Source organism: Paraburkholderia caffeinilytica, assembly GCF_003368325.1.
Classification (GTDB): domain Bacteria; phylum Pseudomonadota; class Gammaproteobacteria; order Burkholderiales; family Burkholderiaceae; genus Paraburkholderia; species Paraburkholderia caffeinilytica.
This window is the reverse complement of sequence record NZ_CP031467.1, coordinates 249,769-271,313: the sequence shown is the minus strand read 5'-3', so window position 1 is coordinate 271,313 and position 21,545 is coordinate 249,769. Positions and strand designations below refer to the sequence as shown.

Genomic DNA, 21,545 nt, shown 5'->3' with positions numbered 1-21,545 from the left:
AGCCCACGGCAAGGCACGCAGCAAGGCTCGCGGCAAAAGCCGCAGCAAAACCAGCAGAGCCCGCAAAACCTGCAAGGCCAGCAAAGTGAGAAGGCCGACGATCTCGCGGCTTCGGCTGCTGATGGCATGCTGGGTCCCAACCCCTTTGTCGGCCTGCGGCCGTGCGATATCGCGGCAACCGTACAGCAGATTTGCGCCCAGGCATGGCGGCAACCCGGCTTGGTCATGGAGCAGGAAGCGGCGTTGGCTCGCGAGCTTTTCGGGCTGCTCTCGGGTAGCGCGGAATCGTCTCCGCCAAAGGGCGACAAACGTTTTGCCGATGCCGCGTGGCAGAACAATTCGCTATACCGCATGACGCTGCAAGGCTACCTCGCGTGGCGCAATGCCCTTGCGGGTTTCGTCGAGCGCTCAGCGCTGGATCCTGCCAACAAGGAGCGTGCGCGGTTTGTGATGTCGCTCATTACGGACGCTGCGTCTCCCACGAACACGCTGCTGGGCAATCCCGCGGCGCTCAAGAAAGTCATCGATACGGGCGGCGCCAGCCTGCTGGACGGTTGCAACAACATCGTGATGGACCTGCTCAAGAATCACGGCATGCCCGCGCAGGTCAACAAGACGGCTTTCGAGGTCGGCAGGAACCTCGGTACGTCAAATGGCGCCGTTGTTTTTCGCAACGAAGTGCTGGAACTGATCCAGTACGCGCCGACGACGCAGCAGGTCTACAGCCGGCCGCAACTGATCGTGCCGCCGCAGATCAACAAGTTCTACATCTTCGATCTGTCCGAGGGCAAGAGCATCGTCGACTATCTGGTCAGGAACGAGCTCCAGGTGTTTGTCGTCAGCTGGTGCAATCCGACCGCGGCTCAAAGTCACTGGGATCTGGATACGTACGTCAGTGCGCTGCTGGAAGCCATTGCGGCTGTGCGCGAGATCACCGGGTGCGACGACGTCAATCTGCACGGCGCCTGCTCCGGCGCGATGACGATCTCGGCTTTGCTGGGCCATCTCGCGAGCCGGGGCGATAAGACGGTCAACGCCACCACGCTGATGGTTGCCGTACTCGACAATATCGCCGACTCGCAACTCGGTCTCTTCGCAACGCCTGAGGCCATTGCAGCGGCCAAGCAGCACAGCATTTCGCGCGGGGTGCTGGCGGGCGAGGAAATGGGCCGCGTCTTCGCGTGGATGAGGCCCAACGATCTGGTATGGAACTACTGGGTCAACAATTACTTGCTGGGCAACGCACCGCCTGCTTTTGACGTTCTCTACTGGAACAACGACACGACCCGGCTCCCGGCGAAGCTGCACGGGCAATTGCTCGACATTTTCACGCAGAACCTGTTCAGCAAGCCGGGTGCGCTGACGGTGCTGGGCACGCCGATCGACCTGTCTCAGGTCGAGTGCGACAAGTATGTGGTGGCGGGTATGACGGACCACATTACGCCGTGGAAGGGGGTGTACAAAACCGCTACGACGTTTGGCGGCACTACCCGCTTCGTCCTGAGTTCAAGCGGTCACATCCAGAGTCTGATCAATCCACCCGGCAATCCGAAGGCGAAGTACTACCTCAATCCCGAGTTGCCCGCGAATGCCGATGCGTGGCTTGCCGGCGCAAAGACTGAAGCCGACTCGTGGTGGGACAACTGGAGAGACTGGCTGGTCGCTCGGTCCGGCGACAAGCGCGCAGCGCCGGCGTCCCTTGGCAGTGAACGGCACCCCGCCGGTGTGAAAGCACCCGGGACCTATGTTTCGGAAGCCTGAACGGTATCGTTGCCGGCTAACGACCACGATTTTTTTGCAACTACTTTAACGGAGTCATCATGACCGCAACCAACCCCAGCAATATCTTCTCTGAATATACGAAGCTCATCACGCAGTTCAAGCTGCCGGGCGTCGATGTAGCCGCCATTCTCGAAGCGCGCCGCAAGGACATCGAGGCGCTCGCCGAGGCCAATATGACTGCGCTCGCCGGCGTTCAGCAACTCGGTCAGAAGCAGATGGACATCGCGCGTTCGGCGATGACTGAACTGCAATCGCTCGTTACCCGTCTGAGGACCCCCGGCAGCGAATCCGCTGCTGCGGCGGGAGAAGGAGTTCAAAAGACACTGCAAAAGGCCTTCACGGACATGCAGGAGCTGGCGGATGCGGCGTACCGGGCTCAAACCGACAGCATCGCTGTCGTCACGAAACGTTTTGCGGAGCATGTCGAGGAGCTCAAAGCGCTCGTGCAGCCCAGGAAGTGATCTAACGGGCCGGTGTGAGCCGCGATAGTGAAGCGGCGGGCCGGGCAACTATCTTGCGCGGGGCTGGAGTAAGCGCTAAAGCGCTAACTCCAGCCGACAGCTTTGCATGGGACCAGAGTAAGCGCTAAAGCGCCAACTCTGGTCGACTGCTCTGCATGGGGCTGGAGTAAGCGCTATGGGGCTGGAGTAAGCGCTGAAGCGCTAACTCCAGCCGACACGCTAACTCCAGCCGACAAAGGATCAACCGCATGACCGACTTACAAACAGGCGCGGAATGCGTCGACGCCATGCAAATTCAAACGATCGATCTGGACGGCCAGTTGCTGCGCGTCGCTGTCCGGCGTGGTAGCGACGCCTCGCCGCCGTTGCTGCTGTTCAACGGCATCGGCGCCAATCTCGAACTGGTCGAGCCGTTCGTGACGGCACTGGATGACGTCACAGTCATCGTTTTCGACGTCCCCGGTGTAGGCGGCTCGCCCGTCCCCTTGATCCCGTATCGGTTCTCGACGCTTGCCGTCCTGTCCGACAAGCTCCTGACGCGGCTCGGCTACACCGGTCCAGTCGATGTACTCGGCGTATCGTGGGGCGGGGCGCTGGCCCAGCAGTTCGCGCACCTTTACCCCAGGCGCTGCCGCAGGCTAGTACTCGCCGCCACGTCGCCAGGTGTGATCATGGTGCCCGCGCGGCTGTCGGTGCTTTCAAAACTGATCGGGCCGCGACGCTATACCGATCCGGCCTACCTGCGGCAAATCGGGGCGGAGATATACGGCGGCGCGTACCGCCACGATTCCGCGCTGCTCGCGGAACACAGCCGCCATATCCAGGCGCCGCGCGGCCGAGGCTATCTCTACCAACTACTGGCCGCATCGGGATGGACCAGCCTGCCCTGGCTGGGCGCGCTTCGGCAAACGACGCTCGTCATGCATGGCAACGACGACCCGATCGTCCCGCTCACGAACGCAAAGATTCTTGCGGCAAGGATTCGCGATGCAACCCTGCACGTGGTGGATGACGGGCATCTCTTTCTCATCACCCGGGCAGGTGAAGTCGCTCCGGTCGTGAAGCGGTTCCTGCGGCAGGAGGCGCGTTGAATTCCGTAACGCAGGGAAGCGGACATGCCGGGCGCGCGACGCTTGATCCAACCAGGGACGAGAAGCTCGTCCGGCTGAAGCGCATGCGCACGACGGCGACCTGTCTGCTCGCGGCGCTGATCGTTCTCCTGGTCACGTGTGTGGCCTGGCAGGCCGCACACCCCTGGCTAGCGTGGCCACGCGCCTTCGCCGAGGCGGGGACGGTCGGTGCGATTGCGGACTGGTATGCCGTCGTCGCGTTGTTCCGCTACCCGTGCGGGATGCCGATCCCGCACACGGCCATCATTCCGAAGAATCAGCAGCGCATCGCCGAGAGTCTCGGCAGCTTCGTGGAAGAAAACTTCCTGACCCCCGAAGTCATCGTCGGGCGATTGAGTGGTTTCAATGCAGCAGAAGCGCTGGCGGGGTGGCTCGCAGTACGCGAAAACAGCGCGGTGATCGCGGAGGCGGTGGCCGGCTCGCTCCCCCGCTTGCTCGACGACGTGGACGAGACCGACGTCGAACATTTCTTCGATCGGATCGTGGTTCCGCGCTTGCGCAGGTTCGAGGTATCGCGCATGGCGGGCCAGGTTCTGGACGTCCTCACCGAAGGCAACCGCCATCAGCCTTTGCTCGATCGCGGACTGAGCGCCGTGGAAACGTGGTTGAGCACCAACGTGGACCTGATCAAGGCGAAGTTCAGCGAGGCGTCGAAATTCACGCCGGCGCCGCTGGGCACTTATATCGTCAACAAGTTTGTCGAAAGCATCGTCGCGCTCATCCGCGAGGTCGTGGCAAACCCGGCGCACGAGCTTCGGCGCCGGTTCGACGTGGCGGTGCAAGATCTGTCCGGCAACCTGCGGACCTCCGTGGTTTATCGCCGGTTTGGCCGGTTGTTGCTGCGCGACTGCATCCGGCATCTTGAAGACGGGCGTTACTATCGCGCCTTGCTCGATCGCGTCCGCGAGCACGTGCTTGCCGATCTCGGAAGCGAGCGCTCGGCGGTGCGCGACATGATCGCCGGCACCTTTGTCGCCATCGGCAAAGGCGTTGCGAGTGAATCCTCGATTCAGCGCAAGTTGAACGCGTGGTGGCTCGATATCGCAAACCTGCTCGTGCTGCGCCATCGCCATCAGTTGTCGGCGTTGATAACCGACGTCGTGAAAGGCTGGGACGCGAAGGAGGTGAGCCGCAAGCTCGAGGCCGAGATAGGCCGGGACCTGCAGTACATTCGAATCAACGGCACGTTTGTCGGGGGCACGGTGGGCGTCCTGATCCACGCATGCGTGTTGCTTTTCTTATGGTAGGCCAGGCGCTGCCCTCGTGGCGTGGGCGGCCAGCGCAAGCCGGTTATTGGCGTGAACACACGCTAGCCATGCTTGACCAATCCAAGCGTCTGCGCGCGCGCGACGGCTTGAGCACGCTTGTCGACCGCGAGCTTCGTAAAGATGCTCTTGACGTGGGACTTGACCGTCTCAGGTGTTATCCCGAGCGTCCGCGCAATTTCCTTGTTCGATTGTCCCTGTGCGATCAACTCGACGATGCCGCGCTCCCGTGTGCTGAGGCGGTCCCGCTCGCCTTCTTGCCGAGGCTCGCTGTTGGGTTCGTGCTGTGCTCGCCAGCTGCCCAGCACACGGTCCAGCCAGGCGACTGTTTCGTGCCCTTTGGCCGTTGTGGTGCGGGCGCTCTCGCGCGCCAGCTTCAACAGCGGGCCGATCTCAGGCCCTTGATCGACGATCGACTGGCAAATCCCGGCAGGTGCCGCGACCGCCGCAACTTCGTGGAATATCTCGAGCGCCCGGTCGCGTTCGCCGGCGTTCAGCCACGCCAGCGCGAGAAGAGTCCGCAGTCGCAGCGCGAGATAGGTTCCGTGGAGGTGTTCGAGACGCTCAAGCGCACCGCTCAATATCTCGACCGCCTCATGTGTCTGCTGGCGGCCTATCGCCAGACACGCAGCGCCGAGATCCCTGAAGTTCTCGATTTCCGGCAACATCGGAGCGGACGGCCCGGCGTCGGAGGCGGCCAACCGATGCAGCTGCGCCACGCACGCGCCTGCTTCGGTAAGCCGGCCTTCCGCCAGGTTCAGCCGGGTTCGTTCCGACAGCGCGGCGGCCACCAGCCGGGTCCATCGGCGTGCCTGACCCAGCTCCTGTGCGCGGTCGAGCAGGGCATGCGCGTGTGCAAAATTGGAGCGCGCCACGGCGATTCGAACGAGTATGCGATAGCAGATCAGTACGCTGTCGAGAAATACGGCCAGTTCGATGACCGGCATGAGGTCGACGAGCAGCGTTTCGGCTTCGTCCAGCCGGCCCTGCTCATAACGCAACTGGGCGATCATCGGGGCGCACAGCGCCGCCGCTATCGACTGCGGGCCCGAATGCTGCTCGGCGAGCGCCATCGCTTCGTTGAAGCGGCGCTCCGCGAGCGGAAAGTGCAGTTGCTGCATTTCCACATGACCGAGCAGGCAAAGGCGATAGACGGAGGAGAATACGCTGCGCTGGTCTTCCTCGATCGAGTCGGGAATCCAGGGGGTGGCGTGCAGGGCGTCGAGATTGCCCGCTTTCCAGTGACAGAAGCGCGCCACGTTCGAGACCGCATTGGTCGTCCATGAATCGCGCGACGGCCGCTCCAGATATTGTTGCGCAAGGGTGAGCGCCTTTTGCGGGTCATCCTGCAAGGCGACCAGTGCCGAGCGAATGGCCACGCATTCCCATCGGACGTAGTCCGCGTCGACACCCTTGCCGGTGGCATCGCGTTCGATCGAATCCAGCATCGAGACCGCGTCGTCGAAACGCAAGGCGAGCACCGTGCCCCACGCGATCGCAAGCGTGACCGTGATCTGTGCCCGCATCAGGTCGGCTGGGAATTGACGCTGCCAGCCGACCAGCGTGAGCAGATCGCCTGCCTTGAGGAGCGACTTGGCGCAGTGTTCCATGAGGCGAATGGCGTCGCCGGTTGCGCCGGCCGCAATGGCATGCCTGACTGCATCGGTCCACTGGCGCTGCGCCGCATACCATTGCCACGCACGCCGATGCAGTTCGGTGATTTCCTCGTGGTAGCGGGCTTCCAGGTGACGCCGGAGGTAGTCGGCCATAAGCCGGTGATAGCGGAACCAGTGTCCTTCCAGGTCCAGCGGCTCCAGCAGCAACTGGCGCGCAACAATGGCGTCCAGCATCTTCTGGCTGGACTTCAGGCCGGTGAGCGCCTCGCAAAGCGGTGCACTCAAACGATCGAGTATCGCCGTGCGCAACATGAACTCGAGCATCCCGGCGGGCAACGAGTGAAGGATCTCGTCGAGGTAATCCGCAAGCGGCCTCGATGCGCCGCTCGGCGCGCCTGCCCGCCAGCCCGTGGGGCGATCGTTGCGGGCCAGTGCCGACGCGGAGATGCGCAGCGCGGCGGCCCAGCCTTCGGTGGTGGTGAACAGCGACTTCACGTCCGGGGTGCGGAGCTTGCCGGGGCATTCGTGCTCGACGAAACGGCGCGTCTCGTCGAAGTTGAACCGCAACGTCGACGCGTCGATTTCCAGGAGCTCGTTGCGGGCTCGCAGCTTTCCCATCGGAAGCGGGGGATCTGTTCGCGTGCAAAGCACTACGTGAACCTGCGAGGGCACATTGGCGATGAAGAGCGACATCGCTTCGTGAATCGGCGCCTCGCTGATCAAGTGGTAGTCGTCGATGAACAGGTAGACCTCGTCGTCGACGTCGACAAGCTCGTTAATCAGCGTCGACGCGAGCGCGTTCGCCGGCACGAACGACGCCTCGGCGGTCAAGCCGATCACTGAGGCGCCGACATTGCCACAGGCTTGCCGCAATGCGCGCGCGAGATGATTGAAGTATCGGGCGGGTTCGTCATCGTCGGCGTCGAGCGATAGCCAGGCGACCCGCGCGCTGCTCGTTCCGAGCGCGTTGAGCCACGTGAGCGCGAGCGACGTCTTGCCAAATCCGGCAGGGGCCTTGATCACCGTCAGGCGCTTCATTTCTGTCTGCGCGGCAAGAGAGGCGAGGCGCGGGCGATCGATCAGGCCGGCGGGCAGGCGCGGCGGGAAAACCTTCGTCGCGAGGAAGAGAGGGGGTCTGTTCGGAGGTGGCGCTTTGGTCGCCGCTTTTGTCGCGTTTATCACGTGCATCAGTTGCTCCAGGCGTTCGGGTTCACCCTGACTGCCATCCCCCGTCAATGCAATCGCGCTCCCCTTTAAGGGGGATATTGCGCGGCGCCGCGCTCAGACACTATGGATTCCAGCGAGCAGACGCGCAGTTTCACTACTGGACAACGGTGCGTCAAGTCAGCCGGTCACGGGGGAGCCGCCCTTCGGCGGACCCTGCATGAACCGGTGTTTTGCTCACGAAATGATACGCCCAACCACCCCCAGGAGGAGACATGCCTGCCGAGGCGAATCGTATTGCGGTGCACAAATCCGGGCCGGCGGCACGTATCCCGAACTAACAGAACGAAACCTTGCGCGACCGGTTCAGCTGGCCGGCGTGACGGGGTCATTTATCCAAACGGAGTAGGCAATGAAAGTACTGGTTCCAGTCAAACGCGTCGTCGACGCGAATGTGAGAGTCCGCGTGAAAGCCGATGGCAGCGCCGTCGACATCGCGAATGTGAAGCTGTCGATGAACCCCTTCGACGAAATCAGCGTGGAAGAGGCCGTGCGTTTGAAGGAAGCCGGCGCGGCGTCGGAGGTGGTCGTCGTGTCCTGCGGGATACAGGCCTGCCAGGAGACGCTGCGCACGGCGCTGGCGACCGGCGCGGATCGCGGCATCCTCGTCGAGACCGACGCGGAGTTGCAGCCGCTCGCCGTGGCGAAGCTGCTCAAGGCGCTGGTGGACAAGGAGCAGCCGCAACTCGTGATGCTCGGCAAGCAGGCCATCGACGACGATGCGAACCAGGTCGGCCAGATGCTTGCGGCGCTGCTCGGCTGGCCGCAGGCGACCTTCGCCTCGAAGGTGAGCGTCGAAGCAGGCAAGGCGACCGTGACGCGCGAGATCGACGGCGGACTCGAGACGCTCGAGGTCGATCTGCCTGCCGTCGTGACGGCCGATCTCCGGCTCAACACCCCGCGCTATGCGACGCTGCCCAACATCATGAAGGCGAAGAAGAAGCCGCTCGACGTGGTGACGCCCGCCGCCCTCGGGGTCGACATCGCACCGCGGCTGGCGACGCTGAAGCTCGCGGAGCCGGCGAAACGCGAGGCGAGCATGCGCGTCGCCGACGCCGCGGACCTCGTGGCCAAACTGAAGAACGTCGCACACGTCATCTGACCGGAAGAGGGAAACATGTCCATACTCGTTATTGCAGAACACGACAACCAGACGCTGAAGGCGGCAACGCTGAACACGGTCGCCGCCGCTGCGCGTCTTGGCGAGGACATTGATGTTCTCGTCGCCGGATCGCAATGCGCCGCCGTGGCCGAACAGGCTGCACGCATCGCCGGCGTGAAGCGTGTGCGGGTTGCCGATGCGCCGCACTACGCCCATCCGCTGGCCGAGAACCTGGCCGCGCTGATCACGACGGTCGCGGCCGACTACAGCCACGTGCTGGCGCCCGCCACCACGACCGCGAAGAACGCGATGCCGCGCGTGGCCGCGCTGCTCGACGTCGCGCAGATTTCCGACATCGTTGCCGTCGAGTCCGCCGATACGTTCGTGCGCCCCATCTACGCGGGCAACGTGCTGGCGACGGTGCGAAGCGCCGACCGCGTCAAGGTCATTACCGTACGCACGACAGCCTTTGCCGCGGCGCCTGCCGAAGGCGGCGCGGCGGCGATCGAGCCGCTCGCGCCGGCCGCCGAAATTCCCGGCTCACGGTTCGTGAGCCAGCAACTGACCCGCTCCGGGCGCCCGGAGCTGACAGCCGCGCAACGCGTGATCTCGGGCGGCCGGGGCATGGGCTCCGGCGAGAACTTCGCACTGCTGGAGGACATCGCCAACAAGCTGGGCGCGGCGGTCGGCGCGTCACGCGCAGCCGTGGATGCCGGCTTCGTGCCGAACGATTATCAGGTGGGCCAGACCGGCAAGGTCATCGCGCCGCAACTCTATATCGCGGTCGGCATCTCCGGCGCGATCCAGCATCTGGCCGGCATGAAGGACTCGAAGGTGATCGTCGCGATCAACAAGGACGAGGAGGCGCCGATCTTTCAGGTCGCCGATTACTGGATCGTCGGCGATCTCTTCAAGGTTTTGCCGGAGTTGTCCGGTGAACTCGACAAACTGCAACAGGACTGAAACCGGAGACCATGATGAGCACCTATATTGCACCGCTGCGCGACATGCGCTTCGTGATGACGGAACTGGCCGGTCTTGACGAGTTGTCTTCGCTGCCGGGCTTCGAGGAAGTGAATCCCGAGCTCGCCGAGGCTGTGCTCGACGAAGCGGCCAAACTCGCAACCGAAGTGCTGGCGCCGCTCAACAAGTCCGGCGACGAGCAGGGCGCGCGCCTGACGAAGGACGGCGTCGTGGCGGCGGACGGTTTCGCGGCAGCTTACCGGCAGTTCGTCGAGAGCGGCTGGTGCGGTCTGTCCGGCGACCCCGAGTTCGGTGGCCAGGGGCTGCCGGAGTTGCTGCATGCGGCGACGGTCGAGATGTGGAACTCGTCCAACATGGCGTTCGCATTGTGTCCGCTGTTGACGGCAGGAGCCACGGAGGCACTGCGGCAGCACGGCTCCGAAGAACTCAAGGGACGCTACTTGCCCAATCTCGTCAGCGGCGAGTGGACGGGCACCATGAACCTGACCGAGCCGCAAGCGGGCTCGGATCTCGCCGCCGTGCGCACGAAGGCGGTGCCTGAAGGCGACCACTATCGCCTCTACGGTCAGAAGATTTTCATCACATGGGGCGATCACGACATGACGGGCAACGTCATTCATCTCGTCCTCGCACGCACACCGGACGCGCCGGAGGGCGTGCGCGGCATATCGCTCTTCGTCGTGCCCAAGTTCCTGCTGAATGCCGACGGCTCTCCGGGACAACGCAACGACGTGCACTGCGTGTCTCTCGAACACAAGCTCGGTATTCACGCGAGTCCGACCTGCGTGATGAGCTTCGGCGATCAGGGTGGGGCGATCGGCTACCTGGTGGGCCAGGAGAACAAAGGTCTCGCACATATGTTCACGATGATGAACGAGGCGCGGCAGAAGGTGGGAATCCAGGGGCTCGCGATGGCGGAACGCGCTTACCAGCAGGCCCGCGAATACGCGAAGGAACGCGTCCAGGGCCGGCTCGCAGGCGGCAAATCGGCTAACGCCGTCGCCATCATCCATCACCCGGATGTGCGGCGCATGTTGATGACGATGAAATCGCAGATCGAAGCGATGCGTGCTTTCGCGTACGTGATGGCGGCGGACATGGACCGCGCGCATCGTGACGCCGACGCCGGTGAGCGCGCGCGTCGCCAGGTGCGTGTCGATCTGCTGATTCCCGTGTTGAAGGCGTGGTGCACGGAGTTGGGCGTCGAGATTGCGTCGCTGGGTGTGCAGGTGCACGGCGGGATGGGTTACATCGAAGAGACGGGCGCATGCCAGTTCCTGCGCGACGCTCGAATCGCGCCGATCTACGAAGGCACCACCGGCATCCAGGCGGCCGACCTGGCAGGCCGCAAGCTCGCGTCGGATCAGGGCGCGGGGATGGCCGATCTTGTCGCGGAGATACGTGAGACCGCATTGGCGCTCGCACGCAGCACGGATACGCAAGTGGTGTCTGTCGGCACAGCGCTCGCGGCCGGTGCACAGACGCTCGACGAGGCCACCGCCTGGATGCTGCACGCATTGGCGACCCAGCCTGACGCAGCGCTTGCCAGTTCCGTCGACTATCTGATGCTCGCCGGCTACGTGTGCGGCGGCTGGCAGATGGGGCGCGCCGCGCTCGTTGCATCGGTAAAAAGCGCGGCGAATGAGGACCCGGACTTTCATCGCACCAAGCTCGCCACGGCACGCTTCTATGCCGACAAGGTCTTGCCCAAAGCGAATGCGCTTCTGGAGACGATTCGCAGCGGCGCATCGAGCGGGGCGAGCCTGCCGATCGAGCAGTTCTGATCTGTGCGGCTGAAAAAGCCGTCGATGAGAAATTGTTGATATGTAATGCGAAATAAGTTGGAGGAGATATGATAAAAAGACTTGCATGCCTGGCTTTAATACCAGGCGCGATATGTTCGAATGCGATGGGGCAGAGCGCAGGCAGTCTCGTCACCAGCGCGGGCGGGGCGTGGCTCGATTTCGGCCCGTCTTCCGCCACATCGCTGCAGAGCAGTTCGGCATTGGGCACGTTCACGTCTTCGGGAACGGGTGGTCAGATACATAACACGGCCACCTTTGAGCTCTCGACGACTTATTTTGTTACGGACAATATCGCGGTTGACCTGGCGGCGGGCATACCGCCCAAGCTCAAGCTCTATGCGCAGGGCAACGCCGCGCCGTTCGGTGCCGGCGGCCCATCGCTCAATCTGGGGAATCTGGCGCCGCTTGCCACCACGCGCTCGTGGTCACCTATTCTGTTCCTGAAGTATTACTTCTTCGACGCACAGGCGAAGCTGCGTCCCTTCGCCGGTGTCGGCGTGAACTATACGTGGTACTCGCATACCAATCTCAATTCGACATTCAGCGGGGCGTTGCAGCAGATCGCAGGGCCGGGCGGCCAGGTCAAGGCGTCGCTCAGTCCGTCGTGGAACCCGGCGTTCGACGTGGGCGCCTCTTATAACATCAGCAAGAACTGGTACGCGACTGCGTCGGTGACGTATCTGTTTCTCAAGACAAATGCGACAGTCAGTGCCGTGGCCGCCAACGGTCAGACGGTGTTGTCCAACAAGACGCGCATCACGGCGGATCCGGTGATCGTGTTCCTGGGAATCGGATACCGATTCTAGCCTTGCCGGAAGACAGGTCTAGGCATGCGGTGCTGCAGCCCGCATCTCAGCCAGCAGCGCTTTACCCGACCATGAAGGACGCACGTCGGCCCGCTCGGCTTCGCGCACGAGTTCGCATAGCCGTGCGTTGACCGGTGCGGTTTGCCCAAGGCGTTGGGCGAGGCGCACGACTTCGCCGTTGATCCAGTCGATTTCCGTGGCGCGCCCCATCGCCAGATCGTCGGACATCGATGAGCGCGCGAGCGGATCGATCGTCAGCATCGCGCGGCCCAGCCGTTCGAACAACGCATCGGGCACGCTGAGAACACGCGGTATCCAGGACGTGGGCAACGGCGTCACTTTGACTGGCCGGATGCCGGCGCGCTGCAGAAGCGCGAGCGCTTCTTTCTGCGCCATGGCGAGGCAGAGGCGGTAGGCGCGTTGCGAGAGTTCCTCCTTCAACGGGCGGTTCGCCAGCGCGTTGATGGCATTGTTGAGATTGAGCAGCAGCTTCGCCCATTGCACCGGCAACATATCGGCGTGCTGGATCAGCGGCAGACCCGCTTTCCTGAAGTCGTCGACGAACGGCTGCATGGCAGGCGTATGTCTGATCTCCAGCTTGCCCGCCGAGCCTTGATGGAATCCGCCAGGGCCGCGTTCGACGACATTGAATGGCACCATCCCCTCCAGCACCGTGTGCTGTGGCAGCGCGGCGCGCAACACGTCCGCATTGCCTATGCCGTTCTGAAAGCTCACGACGATCGTGCCGGGGCGAAGCACGTTCGCCAGTTCCGCCGCGGCCGTGGGTGTCGCGGCGGACTTGACGGTGACGAGCACGAGATCGGCAGCGGCGGCGCCGGCCGCCTCCGTCGATACGTCGATTCGCTCCGGCGGCACGTGCCAGCGGCTATCGTCGTGCCGCGACAGCGTGATGCCCTGATTGCGCAACTGGTCGGCCACGCGTGCGCGCCCAATGAAACTGACGTCGCTACCCCCGGCAAGGAGCCGTCCGCCGACATAGCAGCCAATCGAGCCGGCGCCGTAGATGAAGATTTTTGCCATACAGGTTCTCAGGTGACCTACCCATTACATCCGCGTTGCGTTGAATCGGCAAACGCGGCACATGATGCTCGATACAGGCTTACGCCGTTCGCGTGGCACACGCCTTCGCGCATGATGCGAGCGAACCGCGCTAGTCGGCGTATCCGGGATTGCGGCGGTCGAGCCGACGCAGCAGTCCGGGCCAAACCAGCGCCCCTGGCGTGACGCCCCGCGTCGCCATCCGGATCTGATCCTTGATGCCCGCGAGAATCGGCTGTGGAATCGGCGTCAGTTTTCCGCCACCGGATTGAGCGCGCACCTGAATCATGCAGGCCGCTTCAAAGAAGTACATGGCGACGAAGGCGTCCGCCGGCGTCGCGCCAACCGTCAGGAGGCCGTGGTTGCGCAGCATCAGATAAGTGTTGCTGCCGAGGTCCTGAACGAGACGGGGCTTCTCGGCTTCGTTGAGTGCGATGCCTTCGTAGTCGTGATAGCCGAGCGACGCCAGCACCCCAAGCGACTGCTGCGAGAGCGGCAGCAATCCCGCTTCCTGCGCCGACACCGCCACGCCGTTGACCGAGTGCGTGTGCATCACGCACAGGGCGTCTTCGCGTGCCGTATGCACCGCGCTATGGATCGTGAAGCCGGCCGGATTGACGTCATAGGGCGATTCGGAAACCTTGCGGCCGTCGAGGTCGATCTTGACCAGCGAAGACGCGGTGATTTCGTCGAACATCATGCCGTACGGATTGATCAGAAAATGGTGTTCGGGGCCGTGCACGCGCGCCGAGATGTGGGTAAACACCAGATCGTCCCACCCGAACAGCGCCGTGAGACGGTAGGCCGCGGCGAGATTGACGCGCGCTTCCCATTCGGCGGGTGAAACGTCGTTCTTCAGACTGACAACAGATGAGGCCACGTCGACACTCCTTATTCGATGAATCAAGCAATGGAACAACCTGGAACAACCTGAGACGACGCCTTGCGAGATCGCTCATTCGGCCCCGCGGCACAGCAGGTGCAGCAGGTGCTGCAGAGGCTGAAGTCATCGCGTCGTACGGTGTGAGTCCACATGATGTTCGCGAAGCCGCCTAAAATCTGTCAGATACCCGACAGGTCGACGCGCCGATGGAATCCAGCCTGCACCGCTACCGGTCACAACTCGAAACGACCTCATGGTTTCAGGGCCTGCCCGTCGAGTTGCGGGACTATCTGATCGGCCATGCCGGCCTGCTCACGCTGGAAAAAGGCCAATTCCTGTATCGGCGCGGCGAACAGTCTTATGGCCTGTACGCCGTGCTGGGCGGCGCGCTCGCTTTCGGCACAGTCGGGGTGGATGGGAAAGAGGCCTTGCTTGCGGTGCTCGGACCGACTGCATGGGTGGGGGAAATCTCGATGTTCGATGGGCTGCCACGGCCGAACGACGCCACCGCCGTCAGCCGGACGCTGCTGCTGCACGTGCCCGAGGCCGCGCTGCGAGACCTGCTCGATTCCACACCTCGATATTGGCGCGATTTTGCGTTGTTGATGGCGCAAAGACTTCGGGTTTCGTTCGAGAACGCCGAAGCGATGACCCTGTTGCCCGCGGCACAGCGCGTGGCGAACCGTTTGCTGATGATCGCGGGCGGGTATGGCGGCCTCAACGCCGCGCAGAGCAGGATCAGGGTCTCGCAAGACAGCCTGGCTTCGATGGTGTCGCTGTCGCGGCAGACCACGAATCAGTTGCTCAGGAACCTCGAAAGCCAACGCATAGTGAGCCTGAAATCCGGGGAAATCGCCATACTCGATGTCGACCGATTGCGCGCAGCCAGTCTCGGCGATCCCGATCCGTGACCGCCACGCTGTTGCGTTGAACGCGTTGGCGTTGATGGGGACTTTCAGTTTTTGAGCTGTTCCACGTTGCCGTCGATACTGTATGAATGTACAGTGTTGCGTGCCCATACGCGGCCCGTGGGCGCAAACGTCCTGGGAGGCCACGTCTGCAGTCGACTTGCCGCTCTTTCCGGAAACGCTGGCAAGCGCGCACCATCGAACGGAGATTCATTCTTATGCCGGCTTCACCCTGTCAGGCGCGACATGCCTGAGCAACTCTGGCTGCCCGGACTCGAGGCGCCACCTGCGCCGACAGACGGACTGTTCTTCGCTGTCTTTCCCGACGCGCATACGGCGGCGGACATTTCGAAGCTTGCGCAACAGCTCTGCGGGGAGACGCGCTCGAAGAGCAAGCCGCTTGCGGCCAACCGCATGCACGTCACGTTGCTGCATCTCGGGAATTTCGCGGGCGGTTTGCCGCCGGCGCGGGTGGAGGCGGCCATGAACGCGGCCGCGTCGATCAGGATGGCGCCTTTTAGCGTCGATTTCGACAGCGCCCTCAGCTTTGCGCTGAAGCCGCGGCCCGGGCCGCTGGTGTTGGGGGGCGGCGAGGGTGTCGTCGGACTCCACGCGCTTCACGATGCGCTTGGGCTGGCGTTGCAAAACGCTGGATTTGGGGATCGCGCTGTCTTGGCCAGTACGCCGTACACCCCGCATGTGACGCTCGCTTACGGCATGCCGTGGATCGCAACACGCGCTGTCGAAGCCGTCAGTTGGAACGTGCGTGAGTTTGCACTGGTGCACAGCTTGCTGGGGCGTACCCGGCACGTCGTTCTGGCGCGCTGGCCATTGGCGGCCGGGTGAACGTGCGGGTTCGCGCCGGCCGTCGCGAAGCCAAGGCGACGAGGTGTAGGCGTAGCGGACTAGAACCGCATGCCGGTCGCGCAACCGCCGGCGAAGCCGCCGCCGCTGCCGCCGGCACCGCCGCAGAATACGCCGCAGCCCGATAGCGCGGCCGACATCGTAACGGCCGCTAGCGTCGCGCGCAGGCATCGTTTGAAGGCGCGTTTTTGAATCGGCGCAGTCAATGCGATCAGGCGCGGATTGAAATGTGTGGCACAAGCTGGAAGTGCTGTGACGACGCGGTGATCGGGGGTTCCGGATTGCATGGCGTAAGTGGACTCCGTGAGTGGGGCAGATGAGGCAGATGGGGAAGATGGGGCGGCCGTTTTCGCGGCGCGCGGCGAAAGATATTCGTAAGTTTATGCGGGCATGAAGCGGCGGTGCGGGCAACCCTTCACCCTAATCCACACCATGCGTCCCTCAAATACGCAGAATCTGAAAACCAGGGGGATTCGTCGGTCAGACAGCCGGAACCGTCGCGCGCTCCCTGATAGAATGCTTGGGCCGCAACGTAGTGGACTGCAGATGAAATTGCTTGATGCGTTAGTCGAACAGCGTATTGCCGCCGCAGCCGCGCGCGGCGAGTTCGATGATTTGCCGGGCGCGGGTGCGCCGCTGCCCCTGGAGGACGATGCACTGGTCCCGGAGGAAGTGCGCGTCGCCAACCGGATTCTGAAAAATGCGGGCTTCGTGCCGCCGGCTGTCGAGCAGCTGCGCGCCTTGCGCGACCTGCAGGCGGAACTGAATGCCGTGAGCGACCGGTCTACCCGCTGCCGTCTCCACGCGCGCATGCTGGCGCTCGATATGGCGCTTGAATCGCTGCGCGGCGGCCCGCTGGTCCTGCCGCGCGAATATTGCCGCCGTATTGCCGAGCGGCTGTCGGAACGCACCGGCAACCTCAACATGGCCGATGCGGGTTCGCAGTGAGCGGGCCGCTTGTCCACTCCGCCGTGCCAGGTCCGGCGTCTGTCGAGTCCGGTGAACCAGCTGAGGCGGCCAAGGCGGCGACATTGACGGCTGCCCGGGCCGGATCCGTTGGTCCCGGCGCGGCAGCACTCGCAACGAGCGATCCAACGCCAGCAGCGCGCACCACAATGCTGATCGACACCTCCACGCCTGACGAATCGTCCGCACCGCCTGTGTCCGAACGGGATCGTCGCTTCATGGCGCTCGCCCAGGCCGCCGCCGAAGAGGCTCGCGCAGCCGGCGAAGTGCCGGTTGGCGCGGTGCTCGTGCGGGGCGACGAAGTCATCGCCAAAGGGTTCAACCACCCGATCGGCGCTCACGACCCGTCGGCCCATGCGGAAATGATCGCATTGCGCGCCGCCGCGCAAGCTGTCGAAAACTATCGCCTGCCGGGCTGCGAGCTCTATGTGACACTGGAACCTTGCCTGATGTGCGCCGGTGCGATCATGCACGCGCGCATCGCACGCGTCGTGTTCGGGGCGCGCGATCCGAAAACCGGGGCGTGCGGGAGTGTTGTCGACGCTTTCGCGAATCCGCAGTTGAATCACCACACCACGGTGACCGGCGGCGTGCTTGAAACCGAATGCGGCGCCGCGCTCAAATCGTTCTTCGCCGAACGGCGGCGCGCAAGTCGTGAAGCACGCGCGGCGGCGCGGGGCGAAGCGCCGGTCGAAGTGCAGGTCGAAGCAGGCGGCGAAGCACACCTCGGCGCGCACGCCGCTCCACGCAGCGAAACGCACGCTGAAACCCGTCCTGACGCGTGCGTTGAAGCACGCTGCGAACCGGGGCCGGCCGAGCCGCTCTAAAACAACAACGTTCAGCAGGTCTTGCAGATGACCGTCCATCGCACCATTGAGTTGATCGCACCGTCCGGGTATCCGCATGATTCCGAGGTGCTGCATCGCGCGTTGCATCGCTTGCATGCGCAGGGACATCGCGTGGAAGGCGTGGAGGCGACAAGACGCCGTTACCAGCGTTTCGCCGGCACTGACGGCGAGCGCGCAGCCGATCTGAACCGGCTGGCGGACCCCGCGCGTGCGTTGCCCGATATCGTGCTGACCGTGCGTGGTGGTTACGGCGCGGTGCGCATTCTGCACGGACTCGATTACGAAGGGCTGCAACGGCGGCTGACCGATCAGCCGGTCGCGCTGGTGGGTCATAGCGATTTCACCGCGGTGCAGCTTGCTTTGCTGGCCCGCGCCGGCGTGAAGACGTTCGGCGGCCCGATGTTGATGAGTGATTTTGGCGCGGAGGATCTGAGCGAATTCACCATGCAGCACTTCTGGTCCGCGCTGACCAGGCCGACCATGACGGTGACGAGCAATGTGCCGCAAGCGCAGACGGTCGACGTGACGGGCATGTTGTGGGGCGGCAATCTGGCGGTGGTGACCTCGTTGATCGGCACGCCGTACCTGCCGCCGGTGCAAGGCGGCATTCTGTTCCTCGAAGACGTCAACGAGCAGCCGTTCCGGGTCGAGCGGATGCTTTATCAGTTGCACCTGTCGGGCATCCTTGCGCAGCAGCAGGCGCTCGTGCTGGGTGATTTCTCCGGCGGCAAGCCTTACGAGTACGACAACGGTTACGATCTGCACGCGATGATCGAGCAGGTGCGGTCGGTGATCGGGATTCCGGTCATCACCGGTCTGCAATTCGGCCATGTTCCCAACATGCTGACGCTGCCGGTCGGCGCGGACGCGCACCTCGTCGCCAACGCACACGGGTTCAAACTGTCGTTATCGGGCTATCCGACGCTTGCCTGAAACAACGGTGGGGTAGGGAAGCGGGCGTTTGCCCGCTTTCTTTTCGAGCCTTCAACGCAACTAACGGTCTTGGTTTTCTGCCGTATCCCAACAGACCGGTCCCGTGAATGTCTCTCACTTTGTTGACAAAAACCGTCCTCAATAGACGGCCGTCCCATCCATTAATTAAACTGGTAGTGAAGCAGAGTAAGGCCCGCGCGGGCTGTCCGCCAGACCACGGCATGGCCCGGGCATCCGGATTGTCGAAATTAAAATCAAAAATTGTTGACAATTTTTATGTCCATCCTATGATGACCAACATACCGAGACGCACATCATGTCCGACACAGACTCCGCCGCCGCGAATGGTCCGAAAGCCGAAACGATCGCCGAGCGCATCCGCGCCGCGATCCTCGAGCACCGGTTAGCGCCTGGCGCCAAGCTGACAGAAGCACAGTTATGCGAAGTATTCGGCGTGAAGCGCGGCCCGATCCGGCAGGCGCTCGCGCAACTGGCCACCGACCACCTCGTCGACCTCGAACCGAATCGTGGTGCGTTTGTCGCCAGTCCGTCGCTGCAGGAAGTGCATGAGGTCTTCGAGATGCGCCGGATCATCGAGCTGGCCGTCGTTGAAAAGATTTGCGGCGGTCATGGCATGCGCCGTTTGAAGAGCATCGGCAGCATGATCGGGCGCGAACGCAAAGCGTTCGAAACACGTGATTTTCCGGCGTGGATTCGTCTGTCTGGCGAGTTTCATACCGAACTGGCCGGGCTCACTGGCAACACCGTGCTGTGCGACTGCCTGAACGGACTGGTGGCGCGCTCCACGCTGATTTCGGCACTGTACGAGTCGCTCGGACGCAGCCCTTGCTCGTTCGAGGACCACGAAGCCATTCTCGCCGCGCTCGACGCCGGCGATGCAAAAGAGGCGGCGGCACTGATGTCGCGCCATTTGCAAAGCGTCGAGTTGAAGATGCTGGACCGACCCGCACGTGGCGCGGCCGACCTGCATGAAGTGTTCGGCGCCCTGAACGGCGCACCAAAGGACGCTCCGAAGGAAGCACCTGGACCCAAGTCCGCGCCAGGCTGAGGCCGGCGGCCGGTGCGCGCTCGTTGCTGGTGCGCGCCGCACTGAATTGAACTGAACCGAATCAGGCGTTGCAAGGCGGCTCGGCGTGAGCGCTGCCGGCTTGCGCACGCGTGGCCGTCACGGAATGACAGCCTTGGAGTAGTCACGCATCGCCGGGAATCCGCGGTGGCAGGCGGTGCGATAACCACAAGTACATCAAGTACGGAGACACCCGCGGCGCGGTCAATCAGCCGGTTCGAACCCCGTGTTTCCCGAACGGGGAGAAGAGGGCGGCTGGCATGACCGATGCAACGTCCTTCGATTCGCTATCGATGGTCCCTATCCCAAGGAGGAGTCATGGCTCAGTTCAGTGCAGCGCCCGGCAGTTCCGCAATTCCCACCTACGCAGACGGCGGCGAGTCGAGCGATCCGTCGATACCCGCAGGCTACAGCGAGAGGTTGTACAACGAGGACCTGGCGCCGCTGCGCCATCAAACCTGGGGTGCCTACAACATCTTCGCGTTCTGGATGTCGGACGTGCACAGTGTCGGCGGCTACGTGTTCGCGGGCAGTCTGTTCGCGCTTGGGCTGACGAGCTGGCAGGTGCTGATCGCGCTGCTGGTCGGCATTACGATCGTCAACGTGCTCTGCAACCTGATCGCCAAGCCGAGTCAGGCGAACGGCGTGCCTTATCCGGTGGCCTGCCGCGCAACGTTCGGCGTGCTCGGCGCAAATATTCCGGCCGTGATTCGCGGCTTGATCGCGGTCGCATGGTACGGAATCCAAACTTATCTGGCTTCGAGCGCATTGGTGATCGTGGTGCTGAAGTTCGTTCCGCAACTGTTGCCGTATGCGGACGTTCATCACCATGGCCTCATGGGTCTCTCGACCCTTGGCTGGGCCGGTTTCATGCTGCTGTGGGTCCTGCAGGCGCTGGTGTTCTGGCACGGCATGGAGACCATCAAGAAGTTCATCGACTTCGCGGGTCCGGCGGTCTATGTGGTGATGTTCATTCTCGCGGGCTACATGGTGTATCGCGCAGGATGGCGCAACATCGGCATCAATCTGGGCGGCGTCAAATATCACGGCCTGGAAGTGGTGCCGGTGATGATCACGGCAACCTCGCTGGTGGTCTCGTACTTCTCCGGTCCGATGCTGAATTTCGGCGACTTTTCCCGCTACGGCAAGAGCTTTCGCAGCGTGCAGCGCGGTAACTTCTGGGGTTTGCCGGTCAACTTCCTCGCCTTCTCGCTGGTGACGGTGGTCACGACCGCGGCGACGCTGCCGGTGTTCGGCCAACTGATCACGGACCCGGTCGAAACTGTGGGCCGCATCGACTATCCGACCGCGGTAATTCTCGGTGCATTGACCTTCACGATTGCCACGATCGGCATCAACATCGTCGCTAACTTCGTGTCGCCGGCTTTCGACTTCTCGAATGTCGCGCCGCGTCTGATCAGCTGGCGCGCGGGCGGCATGCTCGCGGCGGTGGCGTCGATCTTCATCACGCCGTGGAACCTGTTCAACAATCCGGCGGTGATTCACTACACGCTCGACGTGCTCGGCAGCTTCATTGGACCGTTGTATGGTGTCCTGATTGTCGACTACTTCCTTGTGAAGCGTCAAAAGATCGTGCTCGACGATCTCTACTCGGTCTCCCCGAGCGGATCGTACTGGTATAGAAACGGTGTCAACTACCGCGCGGTGGCCGCATTGTTGCCGGCTGCGCTCATTGCCCTGATCTGCGTGATGGTGCCGGCACTCGACGGGCTGGCCAATTTCTCGTGGTTTATCGGTGCTGCATTGGGTGCAGTGTTCTACCGCGTGCTCGCTCGCTGAGCCAGTGCTGCAACAGGAGTCG

Annotated in this window: 18 protein-coding genes; 15 read left to right on the top strand and 3 right to left on the bottom strand. The window is 63.1% G+C overall.

Going from position 1 to position 21,545, the window contains the following annotated elements; genetic code table 11:
• The first annotated feature begins 126 nt into the window (after positions 1-126).
• The 4 genes from DSC91_RS17155 (at position 127) to DSC91_RS17140 (ending at position 4,620) form a co-directional block, all read left to right on the top strand.
• Positions 127-1,761, top strand: a complete 1,635-nt coding sequence (locus DSC91_RS17155) for an alpha/beta fold hydrolase (RefSeq protein WP_175171788.1) — start codon at positions 127-129, stop codon at positions 1,759-1,761.
• Positions 1,762-1,820: 59 nt separating this feature from the next.
• Entirely contained in the window at positions 1,821-2,243 is a 423-nt protein-coding gene (locus tag DSC91_RS17150) for a phasin family protein (RefSeq protein ID WP_115780066.1), read from the top strand.
• Between the two features lie 248 nt (positions 2,244-2,491).
• A complete protein-coding gene (gene phaZ / locus DSC91_RS17145) occupies positions 2,492-3,334 on the top strand; it encodes a poly(3-hydroxyalkanoate) depolymerase (RefSeq protein ID WP_115780065.1) in 843 nt (280 codons plus the stop codon).
• Positions 3,331-4,620: a DUF445 domain-containing protein gene (locus DSC91_RS17140; RefSeq protein WP_229758066.1), complete on the top strand. Its 1,290-nt coding sequence runs from the start codon at positions 3,331-3,333 to the stop codon at positions 4,618-4,620. Before phaZ ends, DSC91_RS17140 begins: the two co-directional genes overlap by 4 nt.
• A 62-nt stretch (positions 4,621-4,682) precedes the next feature.
• On the opposite strand, the gene DSC91_RS17135 is transcribed toward DSC91_RS17140, so the two are convergent.
• Complete coding sequence (locus tag DSC91_RS17135) at positions 4,683-7,442, bottom strand: winged helix-turn-helix domain-containing protein (protein WP_115780064.1); 2,760 nt, start codon at positions 7,440-7,442, stop codon at positions 4,683-4,685.
• Positions 7,443-7,830: 388 nt separating this feature from the next.
• Between DSC91_RS17135 and DSC91_RS17130 the strand changes: the two genes are divergently transcribed.
• The 4 genes from DSC91_RS17130 (at position 7,831) to DSC91_RS17115 (ending at position 12,175) form a co-directional block, all read left to right on the top strand.
• Positions 7,831-8,580, top strand: a complete 750-nt coding sequence (locus tag DSC91_RS17130) for an electron transfer flavoprotein subunit beta/FixA family protein (RefSeq protein ID WP_115780063.1) — start codon at positions 7,831-7,833, stop codon at positions 8,578-8,580.
• Positions 8,581-8,595: 15 nt separating this feature from the next.
• Positions 8,596-9,543, top strand: a complete 948-nt coding sequence (locus DSC91_RS17125) for an electron transfer flavoprotein subunit alpha/FixB family protein (RefSeq protein WP_115780062.1) — start codon at positions 8,596-8,598, stop codon at positions 9,541-9,543.
• Positions 9,544-9,557: 14 nt separating this feature from the next.
• Entirely contained in the window at positions 9,558-11,348 is a 1,791-nt protein-coding gene (locus tag DSC91_RS17120; RefSeq protein ID WP_115780061.1) for an acyl-CoA dehydrogenase C-terminal domain-containing protein, read from the top strand.
• 125 nt (positions 11,349-11,473) lie between these two features.
• Entirely contained in the window at positions 11,474-12,175 is a 702-nt protein-coding gene (locus tag DSC91_RS17115; protein WP_229758068.1) for an OmpW/AlkL family protein, read from the top strand.
• Positions 12,176-12,193: 18 nt separating this feature from the next.
• Here DSC91_RS17115 and DSC91_RS17110 read toward each other — a convergent pair whose 3' ends face one another.
• Together DSC91_RS17110 and DSC91_RS17105 are read right to left on the bottom strand one after the other, a co-directional pair.
• The gene (locus DSC91_RS17110) at positions 12,194-13,216 is read right to left on the bottom strand and encodes a 2-dehydropantoate 2-reductase (protein WP_115780060.1); all 1,023 of its coding nucleotides are present in this window, start codon (positions 13,214-13,216) and stop codon (positions 12,194-12,196) included.
• A 130-nt stretch (positions 13,217-13,346) separates the two neighbouring features.
• On the bottom strand, positions 13,347-14,114 hold the full coding sequence (locus tag DSC91_RS17105) for a class II aldolase/adducin family protein (protein WP_115780059.1): 768 nt from the start codon (positions 14,112-14,114) through the stop codon (positions 13,347-13,349).
• 209 nt (positions 14,115-14,323) lie between these two features.
• On the opposite strand from DSC91_RS17105, the gene DSC91_RS17100 reads away from it, so the two are divergent.
• The 7 genes from DSC91_RS17100 (at position 14,324) to DSC91_RS17065 (ending at position 21,523) form a co-directional block, all read left to right on the top strand.
• Complete coding sequence (locus DSC91_RS17100; protein ID WP_115780058.1) at positions 14,324-15,028, top strand: Crp/Fnr family transcriptional regulator; 705 nt, start codon at positions 14,324-14,326, stop codon at positions 15,026-15,028.
• A 243-nt stretch (positions 15,029-15,271) separates the two neighbouring features.
• Positions 15,272-15,871 carry a 2'-5' RNA ligase family protein gene (locus tag DSC91_RS17095; RefSeq protein ID WP_115780057.1) on the top strand — a complete coding sequence of 200 codons (600 nt, stop codon included), beginning with the start codon at positions 15,272-15,274 and terminating at the stop codon, positions 15,869-15,871.
• A 564-nt stretch (positions 15,872-16,435) separates the two neighbouring features.
• Complete coding sequence (locus tag DSC91_RS17085; protein ID WP_115780055.1) at positions 16,436-16,837, top strand: DnaJ family domain-containing protein; 402 nt, start codon at positions 16,436-16,438, stop codon at positions 16,835-16,837.
• A 167-nt stretch (positions 16,838-17,004) separates the two neighbouring features.
• Entirely contained in the window at positions 17,005-17,682 is a 678-nt protein-coding gene (tadA, locus tag DSC91_RS17080) for a tRNA adenosine(34) deaminase TadA (RefSeq protein ID WP_229758069.1), read from the top strand.
• 27 nt (positions 17,683-17,709) lie between these two features.
• A complete protein-coding gene (gene ldcA / locus DSC91_RS17075) occupies positions 17,710-18,636 on the top strand; it encodes a muramoyltetrapeptide carboxypeptidase (RefSeq protein WP_115780054.1) in 927 nt (308 codons plus the stop codon).
• Positions 18,637-18,952: 316 nt separating this feature from the next.
• The gene (locus tag DSC91_RS17070; RefSeq protein WP_115780053.1) at positions 18,953-19,705 is read left to right on the top strand and encodes a GntR family transcriptional regulator; all 753 of its coding nucleotides are present in this window, start codon (positions 18,953-18,955) and stop codon (positions 19,703-19,705) included.
• A 336-nt stretch (positions 19,706-20,041) separates the two neighbouring features.
• On the top strand, positions 20,042-21,523 hold the full coding sequence (locus tag DSC91_RS17065) for an NCS1 family nucleobase:cation symporter-1 (protein WP_115780052.1): 1,482 nt from the start codon (positions 20,042-20,044) through the stop codon (positions 21,521-21,523).
• The last annotated feature ends 22 nt before the right edge of the window (positions 21,524-21,545 follow it).

Coding starts and splice junctions, on each gene's coding strand:
- DSC91_RS17155 (WP_175171788.1), top strand. CDS start 127: ATGCTGGGTCCCAACCCCTTTGTCGGCCTGCGGCCGTGCGATATCGCG.
- DSC91_RS17150 (WP_115780066.1), top strand. CDS start 1,821: ATGACCGCAACCAACCCCAGCAATATCTTCTCTGAATATACGAAGCTC.
- phaZ (WP_115780065.1), top strand. CDS start 2,492: ATGACCGACTTACAAACAGGCGCGGAATGCGTCGACGCCATGCAAATT.
- DSC91_RS17135 (WP_115780064.1), bottom strand. CDS start 7,442: ATGCACGTGATAAACGCGACAAAAGCGGCGACCAAAGCGCCACCTCCG.
- DSC91_RS17130 (WP_115780063.1), top strand. CDS start 7,831: ATGAAAGTACTGGTTCCAGTCAAACGCGTCGTCGACGCGAATGTGAGA.
- DSC91_RS17125 (WP_115780062.1), top strand. CDS start 8,596: ATGTCCATACTCGTTATTGCAGAACACGACAACCAGACGCTGAAGGCG.
- DSC91_RS17120 (WP_115780061.1), top strand. CDS start 9,558: ATGAGCACCTATATTGCACCGCTGCGCGACATGCGCTTCGTGATGACG.
- DSC91_RS17115 (WP_229758068.1), top strand. CDS start 11,474: ATGGGGCAGAGCGCAGGCAGTCTCGTCACCAGCGCGGGCGGGGCGTGG.
- DSC91_RS17110 (WP_115780060.1), bottom strand. CDS start 13,216: ATGGCAAAAATCTTCATCTACGGCGCCGGCTCGATTGGCTGCTATGTC.
- DSC91_RS17100 (WP_115780058.1), top strand. CDS start 14,324: ATGGAATCCAGCCTGCACCGCTACCGGTCACAACTCGAAACGACCTCA.
- DSC91_RS17095 (WP_115780057.1), top strand. CDS start 15,272: ATGCCTGAGCAACTCTGGCTGCCCGGACTCGAGGCGCCACCTGCGCCG.
- DSC91_RS17085 (WP_115780055.1), top strand. CDS start 16,436: ATGAAATTGCTTGATGCGTTAGTCGAACAGCGTATTGCCGCCGCAGCC.
- tadA (WP_229758069.1), top strand. CDS start 17,005: ATGCTGATCGACACCTCCACGCCTGACGAATCGTCCGCACCGCCTGTG.
- ldcA (WP_115780054.1), top strand. CDS start 17,710: ATGACCGTCCATCGCACCATTGAGTTGATCGCACCGTCCGGGTATCCG.
- DSC91_RS17070 (WP_115780053.1), top strand. CDS start 18,953: ATGTCCGACACAGACTCCGCCGCCGCGAATGGTCCGAAAGCCGAAACG.
- DSC91_RS17065 (WP_115780052.1), top strand. CDS start 20,042: ATGGCTCAGTTCAGTGCAGCGCCCGGCAGTTCCGCAATTCCCACCTAC.